Annotated in this window: 13 protein-coding genes; 3 read left to right on the top strand and 10 right to left on the bottom strand. The window is 61.0% G+C overall.

The genetic code is table 11. The features are described from left to right. The first annotated feature begins 79 nt into the window (after nt 1-79). Entirely contained in the window at nt 80-868 is a 789-nt protein-coding gene (locus PspR76_RS12010; RefSeq protein ID WP_159955437.1) for an AraC family transcriptional regulator, read from the top strand. A 145-nt stretch (nt 869-1,013) separates the two neighbouring features. Here PspR76_RS12010 and PspR76_RS12005 read toward each other — a convergent pair whose 3' ends face one another. Continuing rightward, entirely contained in the window at nt 1,014-2,027 is a 1,014-nt protein-coding gene (locus PspR76_RS12005; RefSeq protein ID WP_159955435.1) for an ABC transporter substrate-binding protein, read from the bottom strand. Between the two features lie 166 nt (nt 2,028-2,193). On the opposite strand from PspR76_RS12005, the gene PspR76_RS12000 reads away from it, so the two are divergent. Next, nucleotides 2,194-2,622: a hypothetical protein gene (locus tag PspR76_RS12000; RefSeq protein WP_159955433.1), complete on the top strand. Its 429-nt coding sequence runs from the start codon at nt 2,194-2,196 to the stop codon at nt 2,620-2,622. A 1,098-nt stretch (nt 2,623-3,720) separates the two neighbouring features. On the opposite strand, the gene PspR76_RS11995 is transcribed toward PspR76_RS12000, so the two are convergent. From PspR76_RS11995 to PspR76_RS11970, 6 genes are read right to left on the bottom strand one after another with little or no spacing between them, the layout of a single operon-like run. After that, entirely contained in the window at nt 3,721-5,463 is a 1,743-nt protein-coding gene (locus PspR76_RS11995; RefSeq protein ID WP_159955431.1) for an ABC transporter substrate-binding protein, read from the bottom strand. 31 nt (nt 5,464-5,494) lie between these two features. Beyond that, the gene (locus tag PspR76_RS11990) at nt 5,495-5,767 is read right to left on the bottom strand and encodes a DUF2160 domain-containing protein (protein ID WP_159955429.1); all 273 of its coding nucleotides are present in this window, start codon (nt 5,765-5,767) and stop codon (nt 5,495-5,497) included. A 10-nt stretch (nt 5,768-5,777) separates the two neighbouring features. Then, nucleotides 5,778-6,578 carry a carbohydrate ABC transporter permease gene (locus PspR76_RS11985; RefSeq protein WP_159955427.1) on the bottom strand — a complete coding sequence of 267 codons (801 nt, stop codon included), beginning with the start codon at nt 6,576-6,578 and terminating at the stop codon, nt 5,778-5,780. A 10-nt stretch (nt 6,579-6,588) separates the two neighbouring features. Continuing rightward, the gene (locus tag PspR76_RS11980) at nt 6,589-7,455 is read right to left on the bottom strand and encodes a carbohydrate ABC transporter permease (protein ID WP_159955425.1); all 867 of its coding nucleotides are present in this window, start codon (nt 7,453-7,455) and stop codon (nt 6,589-6,591) included. After that, nucleotides 7,452-8,549: an ABC transporter ATP-binding protein gene (locus PspR76_RS11975; RefSeq protein ID WP_159955423.1), complete on the bottom strand. Its 1,098-nt coding sequence runs from the start codon at nt 8,547-8,549 to the stop codon at nt 7,452-7,454. The genes PspR76_RS11980 and PspR76_RS11975 overlap by 4 nt, the downstream gene beginning before the upstream one ends. Then, nucleotides 8,549-9,643: an ABC transporter ATP-binding protein gene (locus PspR76_RS11970; RefSeq protein ID WP_124417045.1), complete on the bottom strand. Its 1,095-nt coding sequence runs from the start codon at nt 9,641-9,643 to the stop codon at nt 8,549-8,551. Before PspR76_RS11970 ends, PspR76_RS11975 begins: the two co-directional genes overlap by 1 nt. A gap of 351 nt (nt 9,644-9,994) precedes the next feature. On the opposite strand from PspR76_RS11970, the gene PspR76_RS11965 reads away from it, so the two are divergent. Continuing rightward, a complete protein-coding gene (locus PspR76_RS11965; protein WP_159955421.1) occupies nt 9,995-11,827 on the top strand; it encodes a sigma-54-dependent Fis family transcriptional regulator in 1,833 nt (610 codons plus the stop codon). 1 nt (nt 11,828) lies between these two features. On the opposite strand, the gene PspR76_RS11960 is transcribed toward PspR76_RS11965, so the two are convergent. The 3 genes from PspR76_RS11960 to PspR76_RS11950 form a co-directional block, all read right to left on the bottom strand. Further along, the gene (locus PspR76_RS11960; RefSeq protein ID WP_159955419.1) at nt 11,829-12,761 is read right to left on the bottom strand and encodes a FecR family protein; all 933 of its coding nucleotides are present in this window, start codon (nt 12,759-12,761) and stop codon (nt 11,829-11,831) included. Next, complete coding sequence (locus PspR76_RS11955) at nt 12,758-13,300, bottom strand: sigma-70 family RNA polymerase sigma factor (protein WP_159955417.1); 543 nt, start codon at nt 13,298-13,300, stop codon at nt 12,758-12,760. Before PspR76_RS11955 ends, PspR76_RS11960 begins: the two co-directional genes overlap by 4 nt. 276 nt (nt 13,301-13,576) lie before the next feature. Continuing rightward, nucleotides 13,577-15,694 carry a TonB-dependent receptor family protein gene (locus PspR76_RS11950; protein WP_159955415.1) on the bottom strand — a complete coding sequence of 706 codons (2,118 nt, stop codon included), beginning with the start codon at nt 15,692-15,694 and terminating at the stop codon, nt 13,577-13,579. Nucleotides 15,695-15,828 lie beyond the last annotated feature (134 nt).

Below are 15,828 nucleotides of genomic sequence, written 5' to 3'. Positions count from 1 at the left end.
ATCTTCCAGGGGTTGCCAAGCGCATCGCTGCGACTCTAACGTAACGGCTTGTTACCGACTAACGCCAATGAGCCAGTAAATGCCGCCTAAAGGACATGACAAGACGGTTCGCCGCAGCGTGCCCGGGCTTTCCAGCCTGCCACGGCCGGTGTATGGGCGCACCGAATCGCTGCCCAATCGCGCCCTGACCCGCCGCCACAGCCACCCGTGGGTGCAATTGTCTTACGCGATTTCCGGGGTGCTGGAGATCCAGACCAGCGTCGGCCGCTTTGTTGCGCCGCCGCAGCGCGCGGTGTGGATTCCGGCGGGCGTGCCGCACCGGGTGTTCAGTTCGCCGCACACGGAAATGCGCAGCCTTTACCTCGACTGCAGCGTCACCGCCTGGGCGCCCGAGCGCTGCCAGGTGTTGGAGGTGAGCAGTTTGTTGCGCGAGTTGATCCGCAGCTTCAGCGAGCTGCCGGTGGAATATGCTGAGGACGGGCCGGATGGGCGTCTGGCCCAGGTGGTGCTGGACCAACTGGCCGCTGCACCGCAGGTGGACTTGATGCTGCCGTTGCCCCACGACGCGCGGTTGCGGCAGATTTACCGCAGCCTGAGCCTGCACCCGGAGCAGCAGACCACTTTGGGTGACTGGAGCCGCAAGCTGGCGGTGAGTGAGAAGACCCTCAGCCGGTTGTTTCTCAGTGACACCGGGCTGACCTTTCGCGCCTGGCGCCAGCGCTTGCGGCTGCTCAGCGCCCTGCCTGCGCTGGAGCAAGGTGAACGGGTGACGGATGTGGCGTTGGGGTGCGGGTATGAGTCGACGTCGGCGTTTATCAATGCGTTTCGCCAGCAGTTTGATGCGACGCCGGGTGAGTTCTTTCGCTGAATATCAGGTGTAGGAAGTTCAAATGTGGGAGCGGGCTTGCTCGCGAATGCGGTGTGTCAGTTAACAGATTCATTCACTGACCCACCGCATTCGCGAGCAAGCCCGCTCCCACATTTTTGACCGTATTTCAAATTAAGAGAGGGGCTTAGCTGCCGTCGCCACCATGCGCCTCTTCAAAAAAGTAATCCTTCCAACTCGCCGCCTTATTCTTCAACACGCCCAATTCCTGCAATTTCTGCGCATAGATATAAGTACGCTGCGGCACGATGGTGAAGTCGATTTCCGGGTCCTGGACGATTTTTTCCACCAGGTCCAGCGGCAGCTTGGACTCCTCTACCCGAATATAGGTTTTGGCTGCAGCGGGCTTGTCGGCCTTGATGATCTGCTCGGCCTCGGCCAGCGCGGCGTAGAACGCCTTGTAGGTCTTGGGGTTTTCGTCGTGGAATTTCTCGGTGGTGTAGAGCATGTTGAACGAGGCCTGACCGCCGAGGATGTCGTAGGAACTGAGCACCTTGTGCACATTAGGGTTGAGCAATTCCTGGTACTGGAACGGCGGGCTGGAGAAGTGCGAGTTGATCTCCGAACCACCGGCAATCAACGCCGCCGTGGCGTCCGGATGTGCCAGGCTGATAGAGATGTCGTCGAACTTCTTGAAATTGGCGTCGCCGAACTGCTTGGCGGTCTCGATCTGCAAGGTGCGCGACTGGAAACCCACGCCAGCGGCGGGCACGGCGATGCGGTCTTTTTCGGTGAAGTCCTTGAGGGTCTTCACGTTGGGGTTATTGGTCAGCAGGTAGTTGGGCATGGAGCCAAGGGAAGCGATGGCCTTGACGTTCTGCTTGCCCTTGGTGCGGTCCCACAGGGTGAGCATCGGCGGCACACCGGCCGAGACCACATCCAGGGCGCCGGCCAGCAGCGATTCATTCATCGCGGTGGCGCCGGAAATGCTGTTCCATTCCACCTTGATATCCAGGCCCTGTTCCTTGCCGTGCTTCTCGATCAAGTGCTGGTCGCGCACCACGTCGAGGATCAGGTAGCCAATGCCGAATTGCTGGGCGATGCTGATCTTGCCTTCGGCTTGGGCGCCGGGGCTGAGCAAGGCGCTTGCCGCCGCCAGGGACGCGGCCAGGAGAGTCAGGGAGGAACGCTTGAAAGTCATGGGGAATCTGCCGCGTTTTCGAGAAGGTGATGGAGCCTAGCGGCGATTTTTAAGACTTGAAAAGAATATTGGGATCTATTGTTATGCAAATCGCCCCCAAATTGCCGCGCGGCTGGTATTGTGCCGCGCTTTGAAAGACACCTGCCGACCTGCGAGGAAATGGACGTTGAACACTGACGATAAAATGACTGGGGACTTGTTCGAGGTGGATAAGCGCCTGTCACTCAAGCCCGTGGTGGACTTCAACAGCTACCTGCGCAGCGCGTTCGGCGACGGCCCCTGCACCTGCGTGCGCTGTGCCGCCAGCCAGGGCGATGAGACCGGCTACGCGTTCCAGCACACCTTCAACCTCGACGGTAAACCCACCCACCGCCGCTTCGCCTCCACGGCGGGCAGCGATGTATTGATGAAGCTCAAGCAAGCGTGGCTGTCGTACACCAAGGCCGAGTTGCCGCTCAGTGGCGTGCTGGTGTTGGACACGGTGAAAGAGTTTGTCGAGCCACAGTTGCACAAGCGCCTGGCGCCGCTGTTTCTGGCCAGTGGGTTGGTCAAGGATGTGGATGGCGAGTTGCAGATCCAGCCGCAGGCCGCTTAATTTCAAATTCGCCACGGAATAAATGTGGGAGCTGGCTTGCCTGCGAAGACGGCGGCACTGCCAATAAAGATGCCGCCCGACCCACCGCTTTCGTAGCCTCGCTGGAGCTCGACAACTCCCACAGTGGATTTGTGCTGTCGGAAAGAGCGGTGTTGGCTTCTGAATCCGCCAGTGCCACAGATCCCACAAACAACAGCGCTCAAATGTGGGAGCTGGCTTGCCTGCGAAGACGGCGGCACTGCCAATAAAGATGCCGCCCGACCCACCGCTTTCGTAGCCTCGCTGGAGCTCGACAACTCCCACAGTGGATTTGTGCTGTCGGAAAGAGCGGTGTTGGCCTCTGAATCCGCCAGTGCCACAGATCCCACAAACAACAGCGATCAACATGTGGGAGCTGGCTTGCCTGCGAAGACGGCGGCACTGCCAATAAAGAGGCCGCCCGACCCACTGCTTTCGTAGCCTCGCTGGAGCTCGACAACTCCCACAGTGGATTTTTGCTGTCTGGAAGAGCGGTGTTGGCCTCTGAGTCCGCCAGTGCCACAGATCCCACAAACAACAGCGATCAAATGTGGGAGCTGGCTTGCCTGCGAAGACGGCGGCACTGCCAATAGAGAGGCCGCCCGACCCACCGCTTTCGTAGCCTCGCTAGAGCTCGACAACTCCCACAGTGGATTTGTGCTGTCGGGAAGAGCGTTGTTGGCCTCTGAATCCGCCAGTGCCACAGATCCCACAAACAACAGCGATCAACATGTGGGAGCTGGCTTGCCTGCGAAGACGGCGGCACTGCCAATAGAGAGGCCGCCCGACCCACCGCTTTCGTAGCCTCGCTGAAGCTCGACAACTCCCACAGTGGATTTTTGCTGTCGGGAAGAGCGGTGTTGGCTTCTGAATCCGCCAGTGCCACAGATCCCACAAACAACAGCGATCACAATGTGGGAGCTGGCTTGCCTGCGATGCGGGCGACTCGGTACGCCAGATGCACCGAGCCGATGCCATCGCAGGCAAGCCAGCTCCCACAGGTGACCGAGTCGGTTTTGAGGTGTGTATTCCAAGCAAAAAAAACGGCACCTGAGTGCCGTTTTTTCCGACCCAATGCGCTTACTTACGCGCCGCCTCCCACGACTTGAGCAAATCGCCATATGCCACGGTTTCGCCTTTCGGCTTCTCGTTGGCCAGTTTCGGCTTCGGCGCGCCCGGCTGGTCGAACCAGTACTGGGCATCACGCTCGGGGTTCATTTTCGGGCCACACACCGGTTGCACCTTGGAGCGTTCCAGGCGCGTCATGATCGCGTCCTGCTCCTTGGCCAGGTTGTCCAGCGCCTGTTGCGGGGTTTTCTCGCCGCTGGCGGCGGCGGCGATGTTGCTCCACCACAGCTGCGCCAAACGTGGGTAGTCCGGCACGTTGGTGCCGGTCGGGGTCCATTCGACGCGGGCCGGGCTGCGGTAGAACTCGACCAGGCCACCGAGTTTCGGCGCCAGGTCGGTCATGGCCTGGGAGTTGATGTCGGACTCGCGAATCGGCGTCAGGCCAACGATAGTTTTCTTCAGCGACACGGTTTTTGAGGTCACGAACTGCGCGTACAACCAGGCCGCGAGTTTTTGCTTCTCAGGCGTCGACTTGAGGAAGGTCCAGGAACCCACGTCCTGATAACCCTTCTTCATGCCCTTTTCCCAATACGGCCCGACCGGCGATGGCGCCATGCGCCACTTCGGCGTGCCGTCGGCGTTTACCACCGGCAGGCCTGGCTTGGTCATGTCGGCGGTAAACGCGGTGTACCAGAAGATCTGCTGGGCGATGTTGCCCTGGGACGGCACCGGGCCGGATTCGGAGAAGGTCATGCCCGCCGCTTCCGGTGGCGCGTAGGCTTTCATCCAGTCCACGTATTTCTGCGTGGCGAATACCGCCGCCGGGCCGTTGGTGTCGCCGCCACGGGTGACGCTGGAGCCCACCGGGTGGCAGTCCTCCACGCGAATGCCCCACTCGTCCACCGGCAAACCGTTGGGCAGGCCCTTGTCGCCGCCACCGGCCATGGAGAACCAGGCATCGGTGAAGCGCCAGCCCAGGGACGGGTCTTTTTTGCCGTAGTCCATGTGCCCATAAATACGCTTGCCGTCGATTTCCTTGACGTCTTCGCTGAAGAATTTGGCGATGTCTTCGTAGGCCGACCAGTTCACCGGCACGCCGAGGTCATAGCCGTATTTTTCCTTGAACTTGGCTTTCAGGTCCGCGCGCTCGAACCAGTCGGCGCGGAACCAGTAGAGGTTGGCGAACTGCTGGTCGGGCAGTTGGTAGATCTTGCCGTCCGGCGCGGTGGTGAAGGAGATGCCGATAAAGTCCTTGATATCCAGGGTCGGCGAGGTGAAGTCCTTGCCTTCATTGGCCATCAGGTCGGTGATCGATTCGGTCTTGCCATAGCGAAAGTGCGTACCGATCAAGTCGGAATCGTTGACCCAGCCGTCATAGATGTTCTTGTCGGACTGCATCTGGGTTTGCAGCTTTTCCACCACGTCGCCTTCCTGCAGCAAATCGTGGGTCAGCTTGATCCCGGTGATTTCGCTGAAGGCCTTGGCCAGCACCTTGGATTCGTACTCGTGGGTGGTGAGGGTTTCTGACACCACGTTGATCTTCATCCCACGGAACGGTTCGGCCGCCTTGATAAACCACTTCAACTCTTCGAGCTGCTGGGCTTCGGTGAGAGTGGACGGTTTGAACTCGCTGCCGATCCATTTTTTCGCCGCATCTTCATACGCATCGGCCCAGGCCGTGGCGCTCAAACCGCTGAGGGCCAGTACGGCGGCCAATGAAATGCTATGTCGCAGCTTATTGTTTTTATTCAACATAGAGACCTCCTGGTGGTTTATTCACGGAGCACTAGCCCCAACGCATCACACACAACAGCCACACCAGGGACAGCGCGGACGCCACCCAGATGCTCCAGTCGGTTACGCCGATCACCAATAAATGCAGGTAGGCGCTGCCGAGAAGACCGATAAACAAGCGATCACCACGGGTGGTGCTGATCGGCAAAAAGCCGCGCCGAGGGATGCTCGGCGAGCGCAGTTCCCAGGTGGTCATGCCTGCCAGCAGCAGGCCAATGGCCGCAAAGAACAACGCGGTGGGGGTGGTCCAGGCCATCCATTCCATCATCGACTCCTCAGACCCGGCCGAGGGCAAAGCCCTTGGCCACGTGGTTGCGAACAAACCAGATCACCAGCATGCCGGGCAGGATGGTCAACACCCCCGCCGCCGCCAGCACGCCCCAATCGATACCCGACGCCGAGACCGTGCGGGTCATCACCGCCGCAATGGGCTTGGCGTTGACCGAGGTCAGGGTGCGCGCCAGCAGCAGCTCGACCCAGGAAAACATGAAGCAGAAAAACGCCGTCACACCGATGCCGGAACCGATCAGCGGGATGAAAATCTTCACGAAGAACTTGGGAAAGCTATAGCCGTCGATGTAGGCGGTTTCGTCGATTTCCTTCGGCACGCCGGACATGAAGCCTTCCAGAATCCACACCGCCAGCGGCACGTTGAACAGGCAATGGGCCAGGGCCACGGCGATGTGCGTATCGAACAAGCCAATGGACGAATACAGCTGGAAAAACGGCAGCAGGAACACCGCCGGCGGCGCCATGCGGTTGGTCAGCAGCCAGAAGAACAGGTGCTTGTCACCCAGGAAGCGGTAGCGCGAGAAGGCATACGCCGCCGGCAATGCCACGCTCAGGGAAATCACCGTGTTCAAACTCACGTAGTACAGCGAGTTGATGTAGCCGCTGTACCAGCTTGGGTCGGTGAAGATCACCTTGTAGTTGGCCAGGGTGAAATCCTGCGGAAACAGCGTGAGCCCGCCGAGGATTTCGGTGTTGCTCTTGAAGGACATGTTCAGCAGCCAGTAGATCGGCACCAGCAGAAACAGGATGTAGATGAGTAAGGGGATTAGCTTGCGCTTGCTCATGTTGGCGGCCTCAGCGGTTGGCGTCGGAGTGGGTCATGGCGGTGTAGAACAGCCAGGACACCAACAGGATGATCAGGAAATACACCAGGGAAAACGCCGCCGCCGGGCCCAGGTCGAATTGGCCGACAGCCATCTGGGTCAAGGTCTGACTGAGGAAGGTAGTGGCGTTACCCGGCCCGCCACCCGTGAGCACAAAGGGCTCGGTGTAAATCATGAAACTGTCCATAAACCGCAGCATCACCGCGATCAGCAGCACGCTTTTCATCTTCGGCAACTGGATATGTCGGAACACCGCCCAGGCCGATGCCCGATCAATCCGCGCGGCCTGGTAGTACACGTCCGGAATCGCCCGCAGCCCCGAGTAACACAGCAGCGCCACCAGCGAGGTCCAGTGCCACACGTCCATCACCAGCACGGTGACCCAGGCGTCCATGGTGTTGGCCGCGTAGTTGTAATTGATGCCCATGGCGTTGAGGCTTGAACCGAGCAAACCGATGTCGGCCCGCCCGAAAATCTGCCAGATGGTGCCCACCACGTTCCACGGAATCAGCAGCGGAATCGCCAGGATAATCAGCACCAGCGAGGACCAGCGGCCTTTGGTCGGCATGGTCAGGGCGATGGCGATACCCAGCGGAATTTCGATCAACAGTACGCAGGCCGAGTAGATGAACTGGCGCAGTAATGAGTCGTGCAAGCGCGGGTCGAGCAGCACCTGCTTGTACCAGTCGGCGCCGACGAAGTAGCGACTGGACTGGTCGAAAATGTCCTGCACCGAGTAGTTGACCACCGTCATCATCGGGATCACCGCACTGAACGCCACCAGCAAAAACACCGGCAACACCAGCCACCAGGCCTTGTTGTTCTGCACCTTGTTCATGGCTGCACCTCCAGCAGGTAATCGTCGGCGTAGACCATCAGCCATTGCGCGGGAAAGCTGATAGACGCCTTACCCTCGGGCACTGGCTTGTCTTCGGCCAGGCGCACTTTCAGCGGCGCACCGTCGAGGTTGAGGGTCATGATCTTGTAGGTGCCGAGGTCTTCGACGTGAGTGACATCGGCCTGCAGCGCGTCGGGGTTGTACTCGTCCCACACGTGGATAAATTCCGGGCGGATGCCGACCTGCAGCTTCTTGTAGCCCGTCTCGCGCAAGCGTTGCTGCAAGGCCTCGGACAACGGCAGCAGCGTGCCGGCAAAACGCACCCCGCCCGCCTCGGCTTGCACCTCGATCAGGTTCATCCCCGGGCTGCCAATGAAATAGCCGACAAAGGTATGGCTCGGCCGCTCGAACAACTCGCGCGGCGTGCCGAACTGCACGATCTGCCCGCCGTACATCACCGCGATCTTGTCGGCGAAGGTCGAGGCTTCGAGCTGGTCGTGGGTCACGTAGACCATGGTGATGTTGAACTGCTCGTGAATCTGCTTGAGCTTGCGCCGCAGTTTCCACTTCAGGTGCGGGTCGATGACCGTCAGCGGCTCGTCGAAGAGGATCGCCGACACGTCGTCACGCACCAGGCCACGGCCCATGGAGACTTTCTGTTTTTCGTCGGCGGTGAGGTTGCGCGCCTTTTTGCTCAGCAGGTTTTGCAGGTCGAGGACTTCGGCGATTTCCTGCACTTTGCTGTGAATTTTCGCCTCGGCCATGCCTTGGTTACGTAGCGGAAAGGCCAGGTTGTCGAACACCGTCATGGTGTCGTACACCACCGGGAACTGGAACACCTGGGCGATGTTGCGGCGTTCCGGGGTGAGTTCGTTGACCACCTTGTGGTCGAACAACACCTGACCTTCAGAAGGGCTGAGCAGGCCAGAGATGATATTCAGCAAGGTTGACTTGCCGCACCCCGACGGCCCGAGCAAGGCGTAGGCGCCGCCCTGCTCCCACACGTGGTTCATTGCCCGGATCGCGTAGTCCTCCGGACCGTTCGGCGTAGGGCTATAGCTATGGGCGAGGTTCTGCAAATGGATTTCGGCCATCAGGCAACCCTCGCAACACGGCGCCCAGGGGCCTGGACCAAGCGGCCCTGGCCATCGAACACAAACAGTTTATGGGTGGGGATATACACGCGGATCGGCGCATCGACGTCGTACTCGTGCACCCCCGGCAGGTGCAGCACCAGCAGGAAGTGCTCGCTGCGCACGTGCAGGAAGGTTTCCGAACCGCTGATCTCGGCGACTTCCACCGTCACGGCCAGCTCCAGGTCATCGTCGTTGCTCGGCACCAGGCTGATATGGCTGGGGCGCACGCCAAAGCGGAACTCGCCCTCGCCGATGGGGCGCAGGTCGACGTTGAGCGGGAAGTGCACGAAGTTGGCGAAACTCACTTCATTGCCGCTGATACGGCCCGGCATCAGGTTGATCGGCGGCTCGGAAAACAGCTCGGCGGCCAGCACGGTCTGCGGCTGGTGGTACACCTCGGCGGCCTTGCCACTCTGGATCACCCGGCCCTCATGCAGAATCGTGGTGGTGCCGCCGAGGGCCAGGGCTTCGTTGGGTTCGGTGGTGGCGTAGATAGCGATGGTGTGGCGCGCCTTGAACAGCTCGCGCATTTCCTGACGCAGTTCTTCGCGCAGTTTGTAGTCCAGGTTCACCAGCGGCTCATCGAACAGGATCAGCTCGGCGTCTTTGACCAGCGCGCGGGCCATGGCCGTACGTTGCTGCTGGCCACCGGACAGCTCCAGCGGGTGGCGCTGGAGGAATTTCTCGATGCGCAGCATTTTTGCGGTTTCGAGCACCTTGCTCTGGATCAGCTCGTTGGACACACCGGCCTGGCGCAACGGCGAGGCGATGTTCTCGAACACGGTCATGGTCGGGTAATTGATGAACTGCTGGTAGACCATCGACACGTTGCGCAGGCGCACCGGCTTGTGGGTGACATCCACACCGTTCATCAGGATGCGCCCGCTGTCGGGCTTGTCCAGGCCGGCCATCAGGCGCATCAGGCTGGTCTTGCCGGACAGCGTGCGGCCGAGCAATACGTTGAAGGAACCGGCTTCGAAACGCAGGTTGGCGTCGTCGATCCAGGTCTGGCCTTCGACGACGCGGGAGACATGTTCCAGGGTCAATGACATGACACGCCCTTTTTATTATTGGAATGAATCTGGCCATTCAGCAGAGCGAGTTTCGTGCCAAACCTGCAAGGGCTTGATCCAGAAGGAAACAGGGTCCTGGCGCTGTTCAAGAGTGAACACTGTGCTTGAACACCTGAACAGGTCGGGGTTGACAATGAACAGTTCTGAACAACAATTGATGGGCGACACAGATCAAAGGTGGGAGCGGGCTTGCTCGCGAATGCGGTAGAACAGTCGACATCTGTATTGACTGACCCACCGCATTCGCGAGCAAGCCCGCTCCCACATTTCGACCGTGTTTCTTCAGCCAGATTGTGCCAGCCCCAAAACAATAAAAAGAAGGTCGCCCCCATGGCCGAACCCTTGGCTCACGACACCCTTATTCAGGATTCCTGGCGCCGTTGCCGCGCCTTTGGCCTGGATCACCAGAGCGCCCCCAGCTTTGACCAACTGCCCGCCGAGGGCATCAGCCAATTGCTCGAAAGCCAGCATTCACTGGTGCAGACCACACACCAGGAAGTGCTGCCCTACTACGAAAACATCCTGAGCAATTCCAACTGCCTGATCATGCTGGCCGACAACCAGGGCCAGGTGCTGACGTCGTGGGGCACCCAGCGGTTTATCGAACCGAAACTGGCGCGGGGTTTCAGCGCCGGCGCCAGTTGGCGGGAGCGCAGCAGCGGCACCAATGCGATCGGCACCGCATTGGCCTGTGCCCAGGCGGTGCATATCGAGCACGACGAACACTTCCTCAAGGCCAACCGTTTCATGACCGGCTCGGCGGCGCCAATCTTCGATGCCCAGCGCGAAATCATCGCGGTGCTGGATGTGTCCAGCGACAGCTATTTGCCGCCCTCCCACACCTTGGGCATGGTCAAGATGATGAGCCAGACCGTGGAAAACCGGCTGATCCTCAACCTGTTTCGCGGCGAGCATTTCCAACTGACCTTCAACACCGGCCTGAACAACCTCGACAGCCAATGGGCCGGCCTGCTGATTTTTGATGAGAGCGGCCAGGTGCTGTCGGCCAACCGCCGCGCAGACAACCTGCTGGGCATCAGTTTGTCGCGGGTGCTGATCGACAGTTTGTTCAAGGTGTCGTTGCTGGAGTTGCTGAATCAACCGGAAGGTTTGCCGTTTTCGCTGCAGGCGGCGGGTCGCAATCGGTTTCAGTGTTTATTGAAACGCCCGAAGAAGATGCCGGTGCAGGCGCGGGTTTTCAGCGAGCCCAAGCCCGCCAAACCGGGGGCGGTAAAACCCGCCTCGATCAGCCTCAAGAGCCTGCATTTTGGTGATGCGCGTGTGGAAAAAGCCGTGCGCCAGGCCGAGCGCCTGTTGGAAAAGGACATTCCGCTGCTGATCCACGGCGAGACCGGCGTAGGCAAAGAAGTGTTCGTCAAAGCCCTGCATCAGGCCAGTTCGCGCAGCGCGCAGGCGTTTATCGCGGTGAACTGTGCGGCGATTCCGGCAGAGCTGGTGGAATCGGAGCTGTTTGGCTATGAAAAAGGCGCCTTCACCGGCGCCAATCAGAAAGGCAGCATCGGCCTGATCCGCAAGGCCGACAAAGGCACACTGTTTCTCGATGAAATCGGCGACATGCCACTGCCGACCCAGGCCCGTCTGCTGCGGGTGCTACAGGAACGCTGCGTGCAACCGGTGGGCAGCAGCGAGGTGTTCCCGGTGGACTTGCGGATCATCTCCGCCACCAACCGCGCGCTACGCGAATGGGTGCAGGCCGGGCGCTTTCGCGAGGATTTGTATTACCGCATCGGCGGCCTGACCCTGGAGCTGCCGCCGTTGCGCGAACGCACCGACAAACAGGCGCTGTTCCAGCAGCTATGGCAGCAGCACCGCGAGCCGACCCAGTGGGCCGGGCTGAGCAGTGAGGTGCTGGCGTTGTTCGAGCAACACCCGTGGCCGGGGAATCTGCGCCAGGTCAGCAGCGTGTTGCAGGTGGCGCTGGCGATGGCCGAGGAACAGCCGGTGCGCCCGGAGCATCTGCCGGATGATTTTTTCGTGGACTTACAGGTGGCAGCGCCCTCGCCGAACCGCGAGTGCCTGCAAGATGACCTCGATTTGACGCAACGCTTGAAGGCGGCTGGCGGGAATATTTCCCACTTGGCGCGGGAATTGGGCGTGAGCCGCAATACCCTGTACAAGCGCCTGCGCCAGCACGAACGCTGAGCTAGCGCGGCTTGACCACCACCAGCAAGTCGGTGAAGTACTCCACCTGAATCGGCAGGTTGTCGGCGAGGGCCGCGAGCGCGGCGGCGGTGTCGTCGAGCTTGAACACGCCGGACACGCGCAGGTCTTTCAGCGCTTGCGCATCGAAACGCACCAGGCCATGGCGGTAGCCGGCCAGGGTTTGCAGCACGTCACTCAAGGGCTGGTCGTTGACCTTGAGCAAGCCCCGCGTCCACGCGTCGGGGTCGGTGTTGCCAATCGCTTGTGGCGGCCGGGCGCGGCCATGCTCGAGAACCGAGCGCTGGCCGGCGGCGACCTTGACGCCTTCTGCGCCCTCGCCTTTGACCGCCACGCCGGACTCAATCACTGTGACCACGGTGCTGCCATCCGCCGCGCGCTTGACCAGGTAACGCGTGCCCAGTGCCGTGGCCGTGCCTTGGTCGGTGCGCACCACGAAAGGCCGTTGCGCATCCTTGGCCACCTCGACCCACAGCTCGCCTTGCAGCAACTCGATCACACGCTGGTGGCCATCGAATTTCACATCGACCGCCGAATTGCTGTTGAGCTGCAACCGGCTGCCGTCTTCGAGGGCGATTTGGCGGCGCTCGCCGACGCCGGTGCGCTGGTCGGCCATCCACACCGGCGCGCGCTCCAGGCCGACCCAGCCGCAGAGCAATACGCCGAGCAAACCCAGCACCTGTACGCCGCGCGAGCGTTGTGGGGCGAAAGCGCGATTGAGGGCAATGCGCGCCGGTTGCGCGGGCAAGGCATCGAAATGGTCCCAGAGCACGCGCATGCGTTCGATGGCCACGGCGTGGCGTGGGTCGGCCTGGCACCAAGTGTGAAAGGCATGGCGGTCGGCCTCGCTGACGTCTTCGTCGTGCAGCCGCGTCAGCCAATTTGCTGCTTGCTGGATGATGTGTTCGGTGTTCACGACAGCGGGTCCGACACATGCAGGCTGTGGTAGCAATGCACCAGGGCGGTGGCGATGTAGTTTTTGACGGTGCTGGAAGACACGTCCAGGCACGCGGCGATTTCGCTGTAGGTCAGCCCGTCGAGGCGACTCAAGAGGAACGCTTCACGGGTTTTCGCGGGCAGGCCGGCGAGCATTTCGGCGATGCGCTCCAGGGCTTGCAGCGCCACATGCACCGCCGCCGGGTCGGGCATGCTGGCGTCTTCGCATTGGAGCACCAGGGCGTCCATGTAGGCCCTTTCGATGCGCCGTCGACGCGCCCCATCAATCAGCAGGCGCCCGGCCGTGGTGGCGAGAAAGGCGCGGGGTTCCTTGATGGCTTGGGGCTCGGCGAGCATCAAGACGCGGATGAACGCGTCGTGGGCCAGGTCGGCGGCGTACTGGGAACAGCCGAGTTTTTTGCGCAGCCAGCCGTGCAACCAGCCGTGGTGCTCGCTGTACATTGCCGTGAGGGTCTGCTGACGGGCGCAATCGCCCGGCGCGGCCGGAATGTCATGCATGCGCAAAAACTTCTCAAATGGTAAATATTACCAATTGCGCGAACAATGCCAGTAAAACGGTGTGGGGGCAAGAGGTGCCCAGGCAGGCCCGGATGCTGTTTGCTGAAGAAATGCAGATTTGCAGACGAAGCCGGTTGAATGGGGAGACTGGCTTGTGTGGGAGCTGGCTTGCCTGCGATGCAGGCAACTCGGTGGGTCAGTTACACCGTGGTGATTTCATCGCAGGCAAGCCAGCTCCCACAATTGCTCCTCTCTGTGTTCCAGTTGTTGGCCGGCTCAGCGCCAGCTCCAAGAGACACCGGTATAAATGCCCCGCCCATCGGCAGGCGTGGACCTCGCCCCATCCAAGCCCTTGTCGTCATAACTCGGTGTCACCGTATTGGCATAGCGCCGATTGGTGAGGTTGCGCACATCCACCCAGGCTTGCCAGTCCTGTTTCGGCGCGTCGTAGCCGAAGGTGGCGCCCAGCGTGGTGTACGCCGCCGCGTAGTAGGAATTGGCGTAGTCCACCGCCACGCGCGAGGAATGCTCGGTGTTGAGGCTGGTGTAGAAACCCGTCGGGTGGCTGTAGCGCAGTTGCGCCTGGTAATAATGCTTGGGAATGCCCGGCAAGGTGTTGTCGCCGAAACGGTCGTCGTCACGGTAGTGGAAATCGCTGTAAGTGTAGGCCTGGCGCAAGGCGAGCTGGCCGTTGCGCCCGCCCTCCCACAACGGGCTGAGCAGGCTCAGTTCCACACCTTGGTGCACGGTGGGGCTGGCGTTGGCTTCGGCGAAAATTGCATTGCTGGTGGCGGTTTGCGCTTGGGTTTCCACCGTGAGCAATTCGTGGCGCACTTCGGAGCGGTACAGCGCCAGGTCCCATTGGCCGAACCACTGCTCGCCTCGGCCGCCGACTTCCAACGTCGTGGCGGTCTGATTGCGCAGGCTCACGCCTTCGCGTTGCAACCCTGTGGCCGGGCCACTGTTTTTGGGAAAGTACTTGTTGGAACCCCAGATCATCGACCACGCATGCGGCGGCTCGACCGAGCGGCTCAGGTTGCCATAGACCTGCAATTGCGGGGTGAAGTCATAACGCAGGCCGATGCGCGGGGCGTAATCCCAATCGTGCTGGCTGAGTGGCGCCTGGCCTTCGGGGTAGGTCACTTGGGTTTCGCGGCGCGTGTAGATGGCGGCCAGGCCGGTGGTCAGCCACAAATCCGGGACCAGTTCCAGGTCGTTGCCGATGTGCAGCACGGTGTCGGAACCCAGGTAGCTGTAGTCGCGGGTTTTGGTGCCGGGGGCATAGCCTGCGGTATTGCCGGCAGGTGTGCGCACATATTCAGAAGCGCCATTATTCGGCATCGCCTGGGTGGTGCGCAGGCCAAGCGTGGTTTTGCTGTCGTGACCGAACAGACTGTCCTGACGGATGTAGTTCAGCGTGCCACTCACGTCGGTGTAGGCGACTTTGAGACGGTTGGTGCCTTCGCGCAGGTCCATCGGGTAATCGTGATACGCCAGGCCGACTTCGACGCGGGAATTGTCATCGAGCTGCAAGGTGGTCTTGTTGGCGAGCCAGGTCGAGCCGGGTTGCAGGCGTTTTGAATCGCGGGCAGCGTTGAGGCTGTTGGCGGCCGTTGGGTCATGGCGGATCTGGTAGCGCGTCAGCTTGCCGGGGGTGTCGTTGGTGGTTTCGCGGTAGCGAAAATAGAAGCGCGTCTCCAGGTCCGGTTTGAAACGGTAGCCGAAGTTGGCCGCCACGCCCTTGCCGGTGCCGGCGCTCTGGTGCTGGTAACCGTCGGATTCCGAGTCGGTCAGGCTGATGTAATAGTCGGCATCGCCCAGCACCTGGCCGGAGCTGATCTCGCGTTGGGCGTAACCGCGACTGCCCGCTTCATAACGCACCTGCAGCTTGGGCGCGTCATAGCCGGTATGGGTCACGTAGTTGACCGAGCCGCCCAAAGCCAGCGCGCCCTGATCAAAACCGTTGGCGCCGCGCAGCACTTCAACGCGGCTTTGCCACAGCGGGTCTTTCAGCTCATAAGGCGTGCCACCGCGGCCGGTCAGCGGCAAGCCGTCGAACATTTCATACAGGCCGGAGGCGTGGGCGCCTGGGCTGCGGTTCAAGCCCGAACCGCGGATCGAGAGTTTCACGCCCTCATTGTTCGCCGCCTTGGCGTACACCCCGGCCTGGTACTTGAACACATCTTCGTTGGTGCTCACGCGCCCCTGCTGCACGCTGCTCATGTCGATGTAATTGGTGCCACCGGGCACGCTGTTGAGTTGCGCCTGGGCCACCTCGCCGGCGCTGGCTTCGCTGCTGGTGACCTCGACCGGCGCCAATTCGAGTTCCTCGGCGTGTACCAGTGAACTGAGGGTCAGGGCGGCAAAAAACAGCGGAGGTTGGCGCAACAGCATGGGCAGGTCCTTGGAATTCGGGGGCGTGGAAGGCCTGGGCCAGCACGCGAACAGTGATGGGAAGGCAAGCACGCCGATCAAGTCACGCCTTATTAACGGACCGGACCCTTCCCACAACAGTGTCGGACCGGGGT

Origin of the sequence: Pseudomonas sp. R76 (assembly GCF_009834565.1) — a bacterium.
Taxonomy (GTDB): Bacteria; Pseudomonadota; Gammaproteobacteria; order Pseudomonadales; family Pseudomonadaceae; genus Aquipseudomonas.
The sequence above is the reverse complement of the archived record's forward strand: the minus strand, read 5'-3'. Positions and strand labels throughout refer to the sequence as shown.